A 14783-nucleotide genomic window follows, 5' to 3' on the forward strand; every position below is an offset into this window, starting at 1 on the left:
GGCCGCTGGCAGAGGTGAGGGAGAGGCTGGGTCAGCGGTCGCGGCGGGCTGCCTCGGAAGCCATCACCGTGAAGCAGTCAGGGGCGCGGAAACCCTTGGCAGCGAAGGCGTCCTCCACGGCGGACTGAACGGCGGCGGCGCGGTCGGCGGACACCAGCGTGATGGCTGAACCCCCGAACCCGCCGCCGGTCATCCGGGCGCCGAGGGCACCGGCGCCGACGGCCGACTCCACTGCCGTGTCGAGCTCCGCCACCGAGATCTCGAAGTCGTCGCGCATCGAGGCGTGCGAGGCCAGGAAGAGCTTGCCCACCGCTCGGAAGTCGTTGCTCCGCAAGGCAGCCGCGGCCTCCTCGACGCGCGCGATCTCGGTGACGACGTGACGTGCGCGTCGGCGCAGCAGGTCGGAGGACAGGGCGGACAGGCGGTCCTCGAGGTCCTCGGCCGACACCTCGCGCAGGCTTGCGACGCCGAGCTCGTGGGCGGCCGCCTCGCAGGAGGTGCGCCGCTCGGCGTACTGGCCGTCGACCAGGGCGTGCTCCGCACGGGTGTCGACCACGAGCAGGGCGAGTCCGTGGGCAGACAGGTCGAACGGCACCTGCTCCGTGTGCCCGTCCCTGCAGTCGAGCAACAGGGCGTGACCGGCCCGGGCGAGCAGCGCGGCGGACTGGTCCATGCCGCCGGTCGGTGCCAGTGCGATGGTGTTCTCGGCCTCGACGCAGGCCGCTGCCAGCGCAGTCCGGCCGCCGTCCCCGGAGAGCAGACCCAGCTCGAACAGGTCGGAGGCCGCAGCCCCCACCGCGCACTCCAGGGCCGCCGAGCTGGACAGCCCCGCCCCCAGCGGCACGCGGCCGTCCACGGCCACGTCGAGGCCGGACACGGCATACCCCGCCTTGCGCAGGGCCCACGGCACCCCGGCGACGTATGCCGCCCACCCGCCCGGCACGCCGGGTGCCACGTCGGCCAGGGTCACCTCCACCAGGTCGTCGGCCTGCGCCGACACGATGCGCACCAGGTCGTCGTCGCGTCGGCGGACAGCCGCGAACGTGCGGTGCGGCAGTGCGATCGGCAGGCAGAGCCCGCCGTTGTAGTCGGTGTGCTCGCCGATCAGGTTGACCCGGCCGGGGGCGGACCACACGCCCGACGGGGGGGAGCCGAAGGTGGAGCGGAACAGCTCTGCTGCGGTATCGGCCCTCACAGGCCGACCTCGCGTGGCGCCACGTCGCGGAGCCGCGCCGCGATCTGCTCGGGAGGCACGTCGTTCACCCAGCCGCCGACGCCTGACTCCGAGCCGGCGAGGTACTTGAGCTTCTTGGGGGAGCGAAGCACCGACATCACCTGGAGGTGAAGGCGGGAGACGTCGCGCCCCTTACGGGTGGGGGCCTGGTGCCAACCAGCGATGTAGGGCAACCGGATCGGGCTGCCGTCCTTGGCGACGTAGTAGCGGTCCAGGCGCTGCAGGAGGTCGAGGTAGACCTGGGCGAGGTCGTCGCGTTCGACATCGGTGAGGGAGGGCAGGTCGGGCACGTCCCGGCGGGGGGCGAGGTGCACCTCCACCGGCCACCGCGCGGCGAAGGGCACGTAGGCCGTCCAGTGCTCGGTGTCGATCACCACTCGCTCCTTGGCGTCCAGCTCGGCCGCCAGGATGTCGGCTCCGAGGAGGCGGCCAGTGCGTGCGTGGTGCGCGGTCGCCTGTGTCAGGATGGCGGCCGATCTTTGTGGCACATAGGGATACGCGTAGATCTGGCCGTGGGGGTGGTTCAGCGTGACGCCGATCTGCTGGCCGCGGTTCTCGAAGCAGAAGACCTGCTCGATCTCGGCGACCGCACCCAGCTCCGCCGTGCGGTCCGCCCACGCGTCGATGACCGTGCGGGCGCGCTCAGGGGTGAGGTCGGCGAACGTCGACTCGTGGTCGCTGGTGAAGCAGACCACCTCGCAGCGGCCGAGCGCGGGCCGGCTCCGGAGGAGCTCGCCATCGCCATCGCCATCGCCGTGGCCAGCTGGCCCCCGCCCGTCACCGGACAGCACCGAGATGGGTGAGTACGAGGGAAACCGGTTCTCGAAGACCACCACGTCGTAGGCCGACTCGGGCACCTCGGAGGGGACGCTGCCCGCCCCGCTGGGGCACAGGGGGCACTCGTCCTTGGGCGGCAGGAAGGTGCGGTTGCTGCGGTGCCCGGCCACGGCGACCCAGTCGCCGACGAGGGCGTCGTGACGGATCTCGCCCGACGCGGCCCGCTCCCCGAGCGGCCGGCTGTCCTCGGCGGTGCGCTCGGGAGCCTCGGGGGAGTCGTCGAAGTAGATGATCTCGCGTCCGTCGGCGAGCTGACGGCTGGTGCGCCGCGCTCTCATGCGTGCCTCCTCTGCGAACGCGGCGTCCTCGTCGTGGCAGGGGTGGCCAGGACCATCTCCACCCCGGCGTCGCCGACGGCCTTGCGGGCCCGCGGGGTGAGTCCCGGGTCGGTGACCAACAGGTCCACCGCGGAGAGCGGGATGATGGTGCTGAGACCGACGGTGCCCCACTTCGTGTGGTCGGCGAGGACGCAGATCCGGCGAGCCGCGTCGACGAGAGCCTGGTTGGTCTCGGCCTCTACGAGGTTGGGGGTGGTGAGGCCCGCAGAGGCGTCCATGCCGTGCACGCCGAGGAACAGCCGGTCGACGTGCAGCATGCGCAGCGCGGCGACCGCGACGGGGCCGACGAGCGCGTCCGACGGCGTGCGCACCCCGCCGGTGAGCACCACCGTCTGGCCGGGCGCGCCCGACTCGTGCAGGAGCTGCGCCACGGGGATGGAGTTCGTCACGACCGTGAGGTCGGGGATGTTGCGGACGGCGCGCGCGAATTCATAGGTCGTCGTCCCGGCGGAGATGCCGATCGCGGCGCCGGGTTCGACGAGCTGGGCCGCGGTCTGGGCGATGGCGTGCTTCTGCGCCTGCATGAGCGCGGACTTCGCGGTGAACCCGGGCTCCTCGCTGCTGCGCCGGCCCATGGCCAGGGCCCCACCGTGGACACGTTCGACCAGGCCTTCGGCCGCCAGCTGCTCGATGTCGCGGCGCACGGTCATGTCCGAGACGCCGAGCTGGTCGACGAGCTCGGACACCCGCACGGCGCCGCTGTCCTCGACGAGGCCCAGGATCGTGGCGCGGCGCTGGCTGGCGAGCACTAGTCCTCCCTGATGACGGCGACCGCACCAGCGGCCAGAGCGGTGTCCGGTCCGAACGGACGGTCGGCGACCAGGTCGTGACCGGTCACGGCGACGCGCTGTGCCCTGTCGGTGTCGTTGACGAGGAACAGCCACGAGCCATCATCGCTGGTGCGTCGGACCGCCTCGACACCGACCGGCACGTCAGCAGCAGGGACTACGCCGGCCGCGCCGACCACCGAGTCCAGCAGTGACCCGAGCCCGGAGTCGTCGAGCAGGGTGCTGAGGTACCACGCCGCTCCCGACCCGACGGCTCGGCGCGTGACCGCGGGACGACCCTCGAGCGGTCCGTCCGTGTATCTGTCGAGCACCTCGGCGTCGACGGCAGCCACGTCCTCGCTCCACCGGCGGCCGGTGCCCCCGCCGACGGACACCTCGTCGCCGTCCATGAGGGGGAAGAACTCCTCGACACGCACCCCGAGCAGGTCGCGGAACGCACCGGGGTAGCCACCGAGCCGCACGTGGTCGTTGTCGTCGCTGATGCCGGAGAAGAAGGTCACCAGCACCTGGGCGCCCGCAGCCGCCGCGGCCGCGACGGCGGCCGCGTGCTCGTCACTGACGAGGTAGAGCGTGGGGACGACGACGACCTGGTAGGCCGTGAGGTCGGCGCTGGGGTGCACGACGTCGGTGGTGACGCCGCGCTCCCGCAGCAGCCGGTGGATCGCGTGCGCGGTCGTCCCGTAGCCGAGCTCGCTCGACGGCATCGCTGGACCCGAGGCGGCCCACTGGGCCTGGTAGTCCCAGAGGATGGCGACGTCGGACTCGACCCGGGACCCGAGCACCTCGCCGAGCCGCTGGGCGACCTGGCCGAGCTCGACGACCTCGCGGAACCGGGCGCTGTCACGACCTGCGTGCGGCACGAGTGCCGAGTGGAACTTCTCGGAACCCGAGCGCGACTGACGCCACTGGAAGAAGCCGAGGGTGTCGGCACCACGGGCCACGTGGGCCAGGCTGTCGCGCAGGGTCTGCCCGGGCGCCTTCGCGGGGTTGACCGGCTGCCAGTTGACCGCGCTGGTCGAGTGCTCCATGAGCATCCACGGCGCTCCGCCTGCGAGGCCGCGGGTGAGGTCGCCGCTGAAGGCCAGCTCCGCGCGGGGGTGCTCCAGCGTGTTCACGATGTAGTGGTCCGTGCTGACGACGTCCTGCTCAGCTGCCCACTGGTGGTAGTCGAGGTGGTCGAAGTGGGCGAGCGTCATGAAGTTGGTCGTGACGGGGACGCCCGGGGACAGGTCCGCGAGGATCGCCTTCTCACTGCGGTGGAAGTCGAGCAGGGTGTCGGACTGGAACCGCTTGTAGTCCAGCACGTGCGTGGGGTTGCCGAACGTCGTGGTCAGCCGAGGCGGCAGGACCTGCTGCCAGTCCGTGTAGCGCTGGCTCCAGAACGCCGTTCCCCAGGCGTCGTTCAGCTTCTCGAGGGTCTCGTGGCGGCGCTGCAGCCACAGCCGGAAGCCGGCCGCGCAGGTGTCGCAGTAGCAGGGGATGTTGTGGCAGGCGTACTCGTTCGAGACGTGCCACATCGCCAGGGCTGGGTGGTCGTGGTAGCGCTGAGCCAGCTGCGTGGTCAGGGCCAGGGCGTACTCGCGGTACACGCGCGAGCTCGGGCACCACGCCTGGCGGCTGCCCGGCCACAGCGTGTGGCCCTCGTGGTCGACGGGGAGGATCTCCGGGTGCGCGGCCGACAGCCACGGCGGAGGGGTGGCCGTCGCGGTGGCCAGGTCGACGGCGATGTCGTTGGAGTGGAGCAGGCCCATGATGTCGTCGAGCCAGGCGAAGTCGTACTCGCCCTTGGCAGGCTCGAGCCACGACCAGGAGAAGACTCCAAGGGTGACGAAGGAGACCCCCGACTCGCGCATGAGCTCCATGTCCTCGGACCAGACCTCACGCGGCCACTGCTCGGGGTTGTAGTCGCCACCCAGGGCGATCCGACGGCTCGGCCATGAACGCATGGGCGCCAGTCTGGCGCTGCGCACGAAGCCATGTCAACAAAAATCAACATGTTGGTCCCATGGGTGTCGTGGCTTCCAGTTTCCCGCTCCAAGGGAGCGTATGCCGCGTGGTTGAGCCGATCTCGCGCCGTGTCCGTCAGATGAACCGAGTGGGCCGAAAGTCTTGACACGGGTGGACGTGGCCACCATCCTCGGGTGTTGTTGGTGGTTTTTGATCGAAACTGTGAGTTGACCGATTCGGTCACCCGCCGATGCAACCCGTGTCAAGCCCGTGTCAAAGGAGACCCGAAATGACCCGCCCGACATCAGAGGCCGAGTACCTCGCCAGCCTCGTTCCCGCCTCTGTCCGCGGCGTCAGCCGTCGGACTCTCCTGCGCGGCGCGCTCGGCGCCGGCACCCTCCTGGCGGCACCGTCGCTGCTCGCGGCCTGCGGTGGCGACGGAGGCGCCAAGAGTGGCGGCGCCGCGACCGGCACCGTGACCGTGGGCTCCAACCAGTCCGACGCCGTGCCGAAGGCAGCGATCCAGGCCGTGATGGACGCCTTCCAGAAGGCGAACGCAGGCCTGACCGCCAAGGTCAACACGATCGACCACAACTCCTTCCAGGAGAACATCAACAACTACCTCCAGGGCTCGCCCGACGACGTCTGGATGTGGTTCGCGGGCTACCGCATGCGGTTCTTCGCCTCGAAGGGGCTGGCCGGTGACGTCACCGACGTCTGGAAGGACCTGTCCGGGGCCGGGATGTCCGACGCGCTCAAGAAGTCCTCGACGGGTGACGACGGCAAGCAGTACTTCGTCCCCTCGACGTACTACCCGTGGGCGATGTTCTACCGCAAGAGCGTGTTCCAGCAGCACGGCTACCAGGAGCCCAAGACGCTCGACGAGTTCAAGGCCCTCGGTGCACAGATGAAGAAGGACGGCCTCGTCCCGATCGCCTTCGGCGACAAGGACGGCTGGCCGGCCATGGGCACCTTCGACCAGCTGAACCTGCGGGTAAACGGCTACCAGTTCCACGTCGACCTGATGGCCGGCAAGGAGGCCTGGAACAGCCCCAAGGTCAAGGCCGTCTTCGACACCTGGGCAGGCCTGCTCGACCTGCACCAGCCCGACTCGCTCGGCCGCACCTGGCAGGAGGCCGCCCAGGCCCTCCAGCAGAAGAAGGCCGGCACCTACCTGCTCGGCTCCTTCGTCGCGCAACAGTTCGGCAAGGGGGCGGAGCAGGAGGACCTCACCTTCTTCAACTTCCCCGAGATCGACTCCACCATCGGCGCGGACGCCATCGAGGCGCCCATCGACGGCTACATGATGGCCAAGCGTCCGAAGAACGAGGCCGGCGCCAAGAAGCTCCTCGGCTACGTGGGCTCCGCCGCGGCGCAGAACATCGTCGTCAAGGCCGACCCGAGCGTGATCGCGACGAACGACCAGGCGGACAAGACGGCATACACCTCGCTGCAGAAGAAGTCGGTCGAGTTCGTCTCGCAGGCCAAGTCGATCGCCCAGTTCATGGACCGCGACACCCGCCCCGACTTCGCCTCCACGGTGATGATCCCCGCCATCCAGTCCTTCCTCAAGAACCCCAAGGACATCGACGGCCTGGTCAACAACATCGAGAAGCAGAAGCAGAGCATCTTCGCGAGCTGACGCGAAGACGCCGACGCAACCGAGGAGCACCCGTGGCCAGACGTTCGAAATACAAGGGAATCGACCACCTCAGCCCGGTCGACCGGGTCGTCGTGTCCCTGATGATCGGGGTGCCGACGCTGTTGGTGCTCTGGCTCGTCGTGGTGCCGGCGATCGGGTCGGTCCTGCTCTCCTTCACCAACTGGGACGGGATCGGCCCGATCACCTCGGCCAAGTCCGTGGGGCTGAGGAACTACAAGGACGTGCTCACCATCTACCCGCCGTTCGTCCCGGCGTTGCAGCACAACCTGATCTGGCTCGCCGTGATGTTCCTCATCGCCACGCCCATCGGGATGTTCCTGGCCGTGCTGCTGGATCGTGAGGTGCGGGGGTCGCGGGTCTACCAGACCGCGATCTACCTGCCGGTGGTGCTGTCCCTCGCGCTGGTCGGCTTCATCTGGCAGCTGATCTACAGCCGGGACCAGGGCTTCATCAACCAGATCACCGGTGGCAGCATCGACTGGTACGGCGACCAGCGGTACAACCTCTGGGCGGCCCTGATCGCCTCCAGCTGGCGACATGTCGGCTACATCATGCTGCTCTACCTGGCGGGACTGAAGGGCGTCGACCCGACGCTGCGCGAGGCGGCCAAGGTGGACGGCGCGACCGAGCGCACCACGTTCTTCAAGGTGGTCTTCCCGGTGATGTTCCCGATCAACATCATCGTGCTCGTCGTCACCGTGATCGAGTCCCTGCGCGCGTTCGACCTCGTGTGGGTCATCAACAAGGGGCGCAACGGCCTCGAGCTGATCTCGACGCTCGTCACGTCCAACATCGTCGGTGAGGCCAGCCGCATCGGCTTCGGCTCGGCGCTGGCAACCTTCATGCTCATCATCTCCTCGATCTTCATCGTCCTGTACCTACGCATCGTCATGAGGGAGCAGCGATGAGCGACGTCGTCGATGTCACCGTGCCGAGAAGCGCCAACCCGCTCTCCAGCAAGCGTCCGCAGGGTGTCGGCACGAAGAAGGGCAACCGGGTCATCCAGGTGTTCCTGGCCGTCGTGGCGCTGGTCTGGATCTTCCCCGTCGGCTACGCGGTGCTGAACAGCTTCCGGGACTACGCCTACACCGCGAAGCACGGCTACCTGTCCTTCGGCGGATTCACGCTCGCCAACTACAAGAACGCCTGGGAGCAGGCGAACTTCTCCCACACGATGCTCAACTCCGCCTACATCACCGTGCCGGCCGTGCTGCTGACCTTGTTCCTCTCCTGCTGTGTGGCCTTCGTCGTCGCGAGGTTCTCGTTCAAGTTCAACCTCGCACTGCTCGGACTGTTCACCGCGGCGAACCTGCTGCCGCCGCAGGCCCTGCTCATCCCCGTCTACCGGATGTTCCGCGCCATCGAGGTGCCGTTCTGGTTCAGCGAGTCGGGCACCCTGCTCAACTCCTACTGGGGGCTGATCCTCGTCAACGTGGCCTTCCAGACCGGCTTCTGCACGTTCGTCCTGTCCAACTACATGAAGACCCTTCCCCGCGAGCTCTACGAGTCCGCGGTGGTCGACGGTGCCGGCGTGCTGCGCCAGTTCTTCCAGCTCACGCTGCCGCTGTGCCGGCCCCCTCTCGCCGCCCTCGCGACCCTCGAGGTCACCTGGATCTACAACGAGTTCTTCTGGGCGACCGTGCTCCTGCAGTCCGGTGACAAGTTCCCGGTGACGAGCTCGATCAACAACCTCCGCGGTCAGTTCTTCACCGACAACAACCTCGTCGCCGCCGGCTCGGTCGTCATAGCCTTGCCGACCCTGATCATCTTCTTCCTGCTCCAGAAGCAGTTCGTCGCAGGCCTGACGCTGGGAGCCACCAAGGGATGACCTCGCAGACCGCAGTCCTCCGGTCCGCCGGCACGTGCCTGGTCTACGAGATCCCCGACGAGGGTCTGCCCAGCGTGATCCACTGGGGCGCCGACCTGCCCGACGGTGTCGCCGCCGAGCTCGCCGGGATCGTGCGCGGGCCCGTGCCACACAACGCCCTCGACGAGCCGTGGCCACTGACCGTCCTACCCACCTCAGGCGACGGCTGGCTGGGCACCCCCGGGTATGCCGCGCACCGCGCCGGCGGGGCTGCCGCTCCCCGCTGGGTGGTGACCACGGAGCAGGACGACGACCTTTCCCTCGTCATGACGGCTCGCGACGGCGCCACCGAGGTGCGGCTGCGGCACACCCTCGACGCCCACGGCGTCCTGCGCGTCTCGCAGTCGGTCACCAACCGTCCTGATGGGGACGCCGCCGAGCTGTCCCTGGACGTGGGTGCCCTCCGTGCCCTGCTGCCTCTGCCTTCGAGGGCCACAGAGGTCCTCGACCTCACCGGCCGCTGGTGCCGCGAGCGGGCTCCGCAGCGGTCCAGGCTGCAGGACGGCACCCACCTGAGGGCCTCGCGGCGTGGGCGCACCCGCCCCCCCCCCACCCGAGCGGCAACCACGAGCACCTCACCGAGCGCCTGCCCGAGGGCGCCGGAGTGCACGCCTCCGTCCTCGGCGGCGGCGAGCTGCTCGAGCCCGGTGAGGTGCGGCTCGCGCCGGGGGAGACGTACACGGCTCCGGAGGTCGTGTTCGTCCACGCCCTCGACGGTCTCGACGGCTTGTCGCGGCGGCTGCACCGCAGCCAGCGGGAGACGGCGACCCACAGCAACGAGCCACGCCCCCTCGTCCTGAACACCTGGGAGGCCGTCTACTTCGACCACGACCTCGAGCGCCTCACGGGACTGGCGGACACCGCGGCGCAGATCGGGGTGGAGCGGTTCGTCCTGGACGACGGGTGGTTCGGTAGCAGGCGGGACGACCACAGCGGGCTGGGGGACTGGGTGGTCTCCGAGCAGATGTGGCCACAGGGGCTGCAGCCCCTCGTCGAGCACGTCAAGGGACTCGGCATGGAGTTCGGGCTGTGGTTCGAGCCCGAGATGGTCAACCTCGACTCCGACCTGGTGCGCGGCCACCCCGACTGGGTGCTCGGCCCCCGGGCGGGCCATCCACGGCCGTCACGCGACCAGTACGTGCTCGACCTCGCGAACCCGCAGGCTGCCGCCCACGTCGAGGGCCAGATCAGCGCGTTGGTGACCGAGCTCGGCATCGACTTCATCAAGTGGGACCACAACCGCGACCTGCACGAGGCCGTGCGGAGCGACGCCAGCGGCGTCGACCGCCCCGCCGTCCACGCGCAGACGCGGGCGTTCTACGACCTGCTCGACCGGCTGCGCGCCGCCCACCCGGACCTCGAGATCGAGTCCTGCTCCAGCGGTGGTGCCCGCGTCGACCTCGGGGTCCTGGCCCGCACCGACCGGGTGTGGACCAGTGACTGCAACGACGCGCTGGAGCGCACGGCGATCCAGCGATGGACGTCGCTGCTCGTCCCCGCCGAGCTCATGGGGACGCACGTGGGGCCGGCGACCGCACACACGACCCACCGCACGCTGGACCTGTCCTTCCGGATGCTGGTCGCACTCCAGGGCCATGCCGGACTCGAGTGGGACATCACCACGTGCACTCCCGAGGAGCTCGACGCCCTGTCCGCCTGGTCCGGGCTCTACCGCGAGCTGCGACCCCTGTTGCACACGGGGGACCTCGTTCGGGCAGACCTGCCCGAGGAGTCGGGACTGCTCGTGACCGGCACCGTCGCCGCAGGAGGTGAGGCGGCGGCATACATGGTCCTGCGGACCCACAGCGGGCCGTCGGTGGCACCCGGGCTGGTCGCCCTGCCCGGGCTCGACCCGACCCGCACCTACACCGTGCGGGTGCGGCAGGAGGCGGGCCTGCCCGCCGTGACGCAGGCCGGGGGCCCCCAGTGGTGGGAGGCAGGGCTTTCCGACGGCGTCCGCGTCAGCGGCGCGGCGCTGGGCGACGTCGGCCTCGCCCTGCCGGTGCTGTCCCCCGCCCAAGGTTTCCTCCTGCACCTGACCTGACAGAATGGCGCGCATGCCTGAAACGTCCGCGCCCGCCGTGCTGCCCCGGATCCTGTCCGGGATGCAGCCGACCAGCGACTCCCTGCACCTCGGCAACTACCTCGGGGCACTGGTCAACTGGGTCACGCTGCAGGACGACTTCGACGCCTTCTACTTCGTGGCCGACCTGCACGCGCTGACCGTGCCCACCGACCCCGAGGTGCTGCGCCAGCGCACGCGGGCGACGGCTGCGCAGTTCATCGCCGGTGGCGTCGACCCCAAGCGGTCGGCCGTGTTCTGCCAGAGCCACATCACCGAGCACGCCGAGCTCGGCTGGGTGATGAACTGCCTCACCGCGGACGGCGAGGCGCGCCGGATGACCCAGTTCAAGGACAAGGTCGCCAAGGGCCAGAACGCCAACGTCGGGCTGCTCACGTACCCGATGCTGATGGCCGCCGACATCCTCATGTACGACGCGGCCTACGTGCCTGTCGGGGAGGACCAGCGCCAGCACCTCGAGATCACCCGCGACCTCGCGGAGCGCTTCAACACCCGCTTCGGCGAGACCCTCGTGGTGCCTGACCCCTACATCGTCAAGGGCGCCGCCAAGATCATGGACCTGCAGGAGCCCACGGCCAAGATGAGCAAGACGGGGTCCTCGCCCAAGGGCCTCATCGACCTCATGCAGGACCCGGGCAAGATCGCCAAGAACATCCGTTCGGCCGTCACCGACACCGATGGCGAGGTGCGCTACGACCCGGACGCCAAACCCGGTGTGTCCAACCTGCTCGTCATCCACTCAGTGCTCTCGGGCACCTCGATCGAGGACCTCACGGCCTCGTTCGCGGGGCGCGGCTACGGCGACCTCAAGAAGGAGGTCGCCGACGTGGTGGTCGACCGCCTGACGCCCTTCCAGACGCGGATGGCCGAGCTGCTGGCCGACCCGGCCGAGCTGGACCGCATCCTGGCCGACGGAGCCGATCGGGCCCGCGAGGTGGCCCAGGCCACGATGGCTCGGGTGCGCGCGGCCGTGGGGCTGCTGCCCAGTGCTCGCTGAGAGCGTTCGGTAGGGTCGCCGTCGTGCCCACCATCGGTGTGTCCATCGCCATCCCCTCCCCGCATGCGGAGATGCTCCAGGGCAAGCGGGCCTCCTTCGGGGACCCCCTCGCCGAGTCCATCCCCACGCACGTGACGCTCCTGCCACCCACCGAGGTGGAGGGCGAGGACCTGTCGACGGTGGTGGAGCACCTGGAAGCCGTTGCCACCCAGGGGCGTTCGTTCCACATGGTGTTGCGTGGCACCGGCACCTTCCGGCCGATCTCACCGGTCGTCTTCGTCCAGGTCTCCGGAGGGCTCGCCGACTGCGAGCTGCTGGAGAAGGAAGTGCGGCGCGGCCCGCTCAAGCGCAAGCTCGACTTCTACTACCACCCCCACGTGACGGTCGCCCACCACGTCTCCGAGGACAACCTCGACCGGGCGTTCGCCGAGCTGGCGGACTTCGAGTGCACCTTCGACGTCGACGAGTTCCACCTCTACGAGCACGGCGCCGACGGCGTCTGGCGACCTGTGCGGTCGTTCGCCCTGAACGGACGCTGACGTGCGCACGCTCAAGGCCTGGTGGGCCCGGTTCCAGACAACCCACGTCTGGCGTGCCTGGAAGCGGTACGGCGACCACCGCGGCAACCTGCTCGCGGGTGGCGTGGGGTACTTCGCCTTCTTCTCGATCTTCCCCGCGGTGCTGCTGGCCTTCACCGTCTTCGGCATCGTGCTGCGGAGCCAGCCGCAGCTGCTCGACGACACCAAGAACGCCATCAACGACCTGCTCCCCGGCTTCGTCAAGACCGACGCGCAGCCCGACGGCATCATCGACGTCAATGTGCCCACCGGCGCGACCCTGTCCATCCAGGGCATCGTCTCGGTGGTCGGCCTCGTCCTGGCAGGGACCGGATGGCTCAGCGCGCTGCGCGACGGGATCCGGGCGATCTTCGGGGTGGAGGGAGGCTCAGGCAACCCCGTCCTCGCCAAGCTGCGCGACATCGGGGTCCTGGTCCTGCTCGGCGTCGGCATCCTGCTCTCCGCCGGGGTCGGGGCGATCGCCGGTGCTGCCGCGACCTGGGTTGCAGACCTCGTCGGGCTGGGGGGTCAGGGCTGGGTGCTCACCGTGGTCGCGTTCGTCGTGGGGATCGCGCTCGACGGGGGCCTCGTGGCGATCATGCTGCGCCTCCTGTCGGGCATCCGACTCCCGTGGCGGGCCCTGCGCGACGGCGCCGTCTTCGGCGGGATCGGCCTGACCGTGCTCAAGAAGTTCGGGACCGTGCTGCTCGCGAGCACGACCAGCAACAAGCTCTATCTCGGGTTCGCCCTCGTGGCGGGCCTGCTCGTGTGGCTGAACCTCATGTCGCGGGTCATCCTCATCTCCGCGGCCTGGGCAGCCAACGACCTCGACACCGTCGGGGGCGACGGCCTCAGCCGGGGTCAGGCGGCCAAGCTCGCCGAAGGGCCCGCTCCGGAGCCGGTGGACAGCATCCGCGAGCGCACCGACGCCGGGCTGCCGACCTTCGGCCAGCGTGCCGCGGACCGGACCAGTGTGGCGGCGGGTGCCGTGCTGGGTGCGGTCGGTGCGGTGGCGCTGGGGACTCTGGGGCGCGGCATACGGAGCCTGGTTCGCCGGAGGTGAACCCTCAGCGGTAACGCCCGCGGCGTGCCCTCACCGAGCGCCGCCGGGCGCGCAGGCGGAGCAGCACGACGAGCATCGCCAGGAGCAGGAGCGTCGCCGTGGACGGTCCCACCCATCCGCCCGGGAACGCGGAGGCCCGCTCCGTGCCGGGCAGCGCGGCCGCCGGTGTCACAGCCTGCGTGTGCGGGCCCGCCGGGCCGGGGCCGGTCAGGGCGGGCGAGGTCGTGCTCGGCACCAGGGTGGGCGACGCCGTGACCGTGCCGGGCGCGACGAGCTCGCCCACCGCCTTGGCCTTGTCGCCGTAGGCGAACGCCCAGTCGTACATCGCCGCCTGGGGACGCCACGACGAGTCGAGCCCGTACATCTCGGTGAGCAGGTAGGTCTTGCCACCTCGGGTGACAGCCGAGATGAAGGTGCGGTTGGCAGCCTCGGTGTAGCCGTTCTTCACGCCGATGGTGCCGTCGTAGTTGTAGAGCAGCTTGTTGTGGTTGTTGACCTTGTAGGTGGCGCGCTTCTTCGTCTTGGGGTCCACGCCACCGGGGAAGTCGACCTGCTTGGTCGTGACGTAAGTGCGGAAGTCCTTGAGCTGCAACGCCGCCCGGCCGATCAGCGCCAGGTCGTAGGCGCTCGACGTCTGCCCGGGTCGGTCCAGGCCGGACGGGTCCTTGGCGATCGTGTCATGCGCCCCGAGGTATGCCGCGTCCTCGTTCATCGCGGCCAGCGTCGCCTCCCTGCCGCCGCCGGCTTCGCTGAGGGAGTATGCCGCGTCGTTGCCCGACGCCATGAGCAGCGCCTGGAACAGCTGCCCCGCCGTGTAGGGCAGGCCGGGCACCAGCCCGACCCGGGTGCCGTCCGCACTGGCATCCGCCTGGGACACGACGATCTTGCGTCCAGCAGGCACCCGCGGGATGAGGGTCAGCGCGGTGAGGGCCTTGAGCGTGCTCGCCGGGAGCAACCGCGCGTGCGCAGCCTTCGCCGCGACCACCTTCCCCGAGTCGAGGTCAGCCAGCACCCACGACACGTCCCGCAGCGTGGGCGGGGCCGGAACCCCCGCCGGCAGGTCCGTGACGACCCCCATCGAAGCCAACCGCGGCCCCCCGACCGACACCAGCGGATCGACGGTGCTCGCAGGAGTGGGCAGCGCCTTCGTCGTCGCCGACGGCGTCGGCTTCACCAGCGAGTGGGCGGCAGGCGAGAGCGCGACCGCCGAGCCCGGGACTGCGACCCCCACCGAGATCGCGACTCCCGAGACGATGACTCCGAGGAGCGCGCGCCGCACCTTCGCGGAGTGGGTGCCGAGATGGGCGCGCAGCACCGTAAAACGAGCTTGCGAGAGGTGCAAGCGCCCAGCTCGGTGACCGCGACGCCCCACGGCGCGGCTACGCGACGACGCTGTCACGTGGGCCAAG

13 protein-coding genes are annotated in these 14783 nt (G+C 69.8%); 8 read left to right on the forward strand and 5 right to left on the reverse strand.

Translation table 11 applies throughout. From position 1 onward, the window contains the following. Positions 1 to 31: 31 nt before the first annotated feature. From galK to AC1DWP_RS12870, 4 genes are read right to left on the reverse strand one after another with little or no spacing between them, the layout of a single operon-like run. On the reverse strand, positions 32 to 1195 hold the full coding sequence (gene galK, locus AC1DWP_RS12855; RefSeq protein WP_477614865.1) for a galactokinase: 1164 nt from the start codon (positions 1193 to 1195) through the stop codon (positions 32 to 34). Further along, positions 1192 to 2349, reverse strand: coding sequence for a galactose-1-phosphate uridylyltransferase (gene galT, locus AC1DWP_RS12860; protein ID WP_477614866.1), 1158 nt, complete (start codon positions 2347 to 2349; stop codon positions 1192 to 1194). Before galT ends, galK begins: the two co-directional genes overlap by 4 nt. Continuing rightward, on the reverse strand, positions 2346 to 3158 hold the full coding sequence (locus AC1DWP_RS12865) for a DeoR/GlpR family DNA-binding transcription regulator (protein ID WP_477614867.1): 813 nt from the start codon (positions 3156 to 3158) through the stop codon (positions 2346 to 2348). Before AC1DWP_RS12865 ends, galT begins: the two co-directional genes overlap by 4 nt. Next, on the reverse strand, positions 3158 to 5143 hold the full coding sequence (locus AC1DWP_RS12870) for a beta-galactosidase (RefSeq protein WP_477614868.1): 1986 nt from the start codon (positions 5141 to 5143) through the stop codon (positions 3158 to 3160). Before AC1DWP_RS12870 ends, AC1DWP_RS12865 begins: the two co-directional genes overlap by 1 nt. Before the next feature lie 290 nt (positions 5144 to 5433). On the opposite strand from AC1DWP_RS12870, the gene AC1DWP_RS12875 reads away from it, so the two are divergent. The 8 genes from AC1DWP_RS12875 to AC1DWP_RS12910 are packed head-to-tail and all read left to right on the forward strand — an operon-like array spanning position 5434 to position 13374. Beyond that, the gene (locus AC1DWP_RS12875; RefSeq protein WP_477614869.1) at positions 5434 to 6786 is read left to right on the forward strand and encodes an ABC transporter substrate-binding protein; all 1353 of its coding nucleotides are present in this window, start codon (positions 5434 to 5436) and stop codon (positions 6784 to 6786) included. Positions 6787 to 6818: 32 nt separating this feature from the next. Further along, complete coding sequence (locus AC1DWP_RS12880) at positions 6819 to 7715, forward strand: carbohydrate ABC transporter permease (protein ID WP_477614870.1); 897 nt, start codon at positions 6819 to 6821, stop codon at positions 7713 to 7715. After that, positions 7712 to 8635 carry a carbohydrate ABC transporter permease gene (locus AC1DWP_RS12885; protein WP_477614871.1) on the forward strand — a complete coding sequence of 308 codons (924 nt, stop codon included), beginning with the start codon at positions 7712 to 7714 and terminating at the stop codon, positions 8633 to 8635. The genes AC1DWP_RS12880 and AC1DWP_RS12885 overlap by 4 nt, the downstream gene beginning before the upstream one ends. Next, positions 8632 to 9474, forward strand: a complete 843-nt coding sequence (locus tag AC1DWP_RS12890; RefSeq protein ID WP_477614872.1) for a glycoside hydrolase family 36 N-terminal domain-containing protein — start codon at positions 8632 to 8634, stop codon at positions 9472 to 9474. Before AC1DWP_RS12885 ends, AC1DWP_RS12890 begins: the two co-directional genes overlap by 4 nt. Continuing rightward, positions 9369 to 10718 carry an alpha-galactosidase gene (locus tag AC1DWP_RS12895; protein ID WP_477615303.1) on the forward strand — a complete coding sequence of 450 codons (1350 nt, stop codon included), beginning with the start codon at positions 9369 to 9371 and terminating at the stop codon, positions 10716 to 10718. The genes AC1DWP_RS12890 and AC1DWP_RS12895 overlap by 106 nt, the downstream gene beginning before the upstream one ends. A 13-nt stretch (positions 10719 to 10731) precedes the next feature. Then, positions 10732 to 11754: a tryptophan--tRNA ligase gene (gene trpS, locus AC1DWP_RS12900; RefSeq protein WP_477614873.1), complete on the forward strand. Its 1023-nt coding sequence runs from the start codon at positions 10732 to 10734 to the stop codon at positions 11752 to 11754. A gap of 23 nt (positions 11755 to 11777) precedes the next feature. After that, positions 11778 to 12293, forward strand: a complete 516-nt coding sequence (locus AC1DWP_RS12905) for a 2'-5' RNA ligase family protein (protein WP_477614874.1) — start codon at positions 11778 to 11780, stop codon at positions 12291 to 12293. A 1-nt stretch (position 12294) separates the two neighbouring features. Continuing rightward, a complete protein-coding gene (locus tag AC1DWP_RS12910) occupies positions 12295 to 13374 on the forward strand; it encodes a YihY/virulence factor BrkB family protein (RefSeq protein WP_477614875.1) in 1080 nt (359 codons plus the stop codon). Between the two features lie 4 nt (positions 13375 to 13378). Here the strand turns inward: AC1DWP_RS12910 and AC1DWP_RS12915 are convergent, their stop codons facing one another. Then, positions 13379 to 14689: a D-alanyl-D-alanine carboxypeptidase family protein gene (locus AC1DWP_RS12915; protein WP_477614876.1), complete on the reverse strand. Its 1311-nt coding sequence runs from the start codon at positions 14687 to 14689 to the stop codon at positions 13379 to 13381. Between the last annotated feature and the right edge of the window lie 94 nt (positions 14690 to 14783).

It is taken from the genome of Pedococcus sp. P2_F6, from assembly GCF_056403675.1.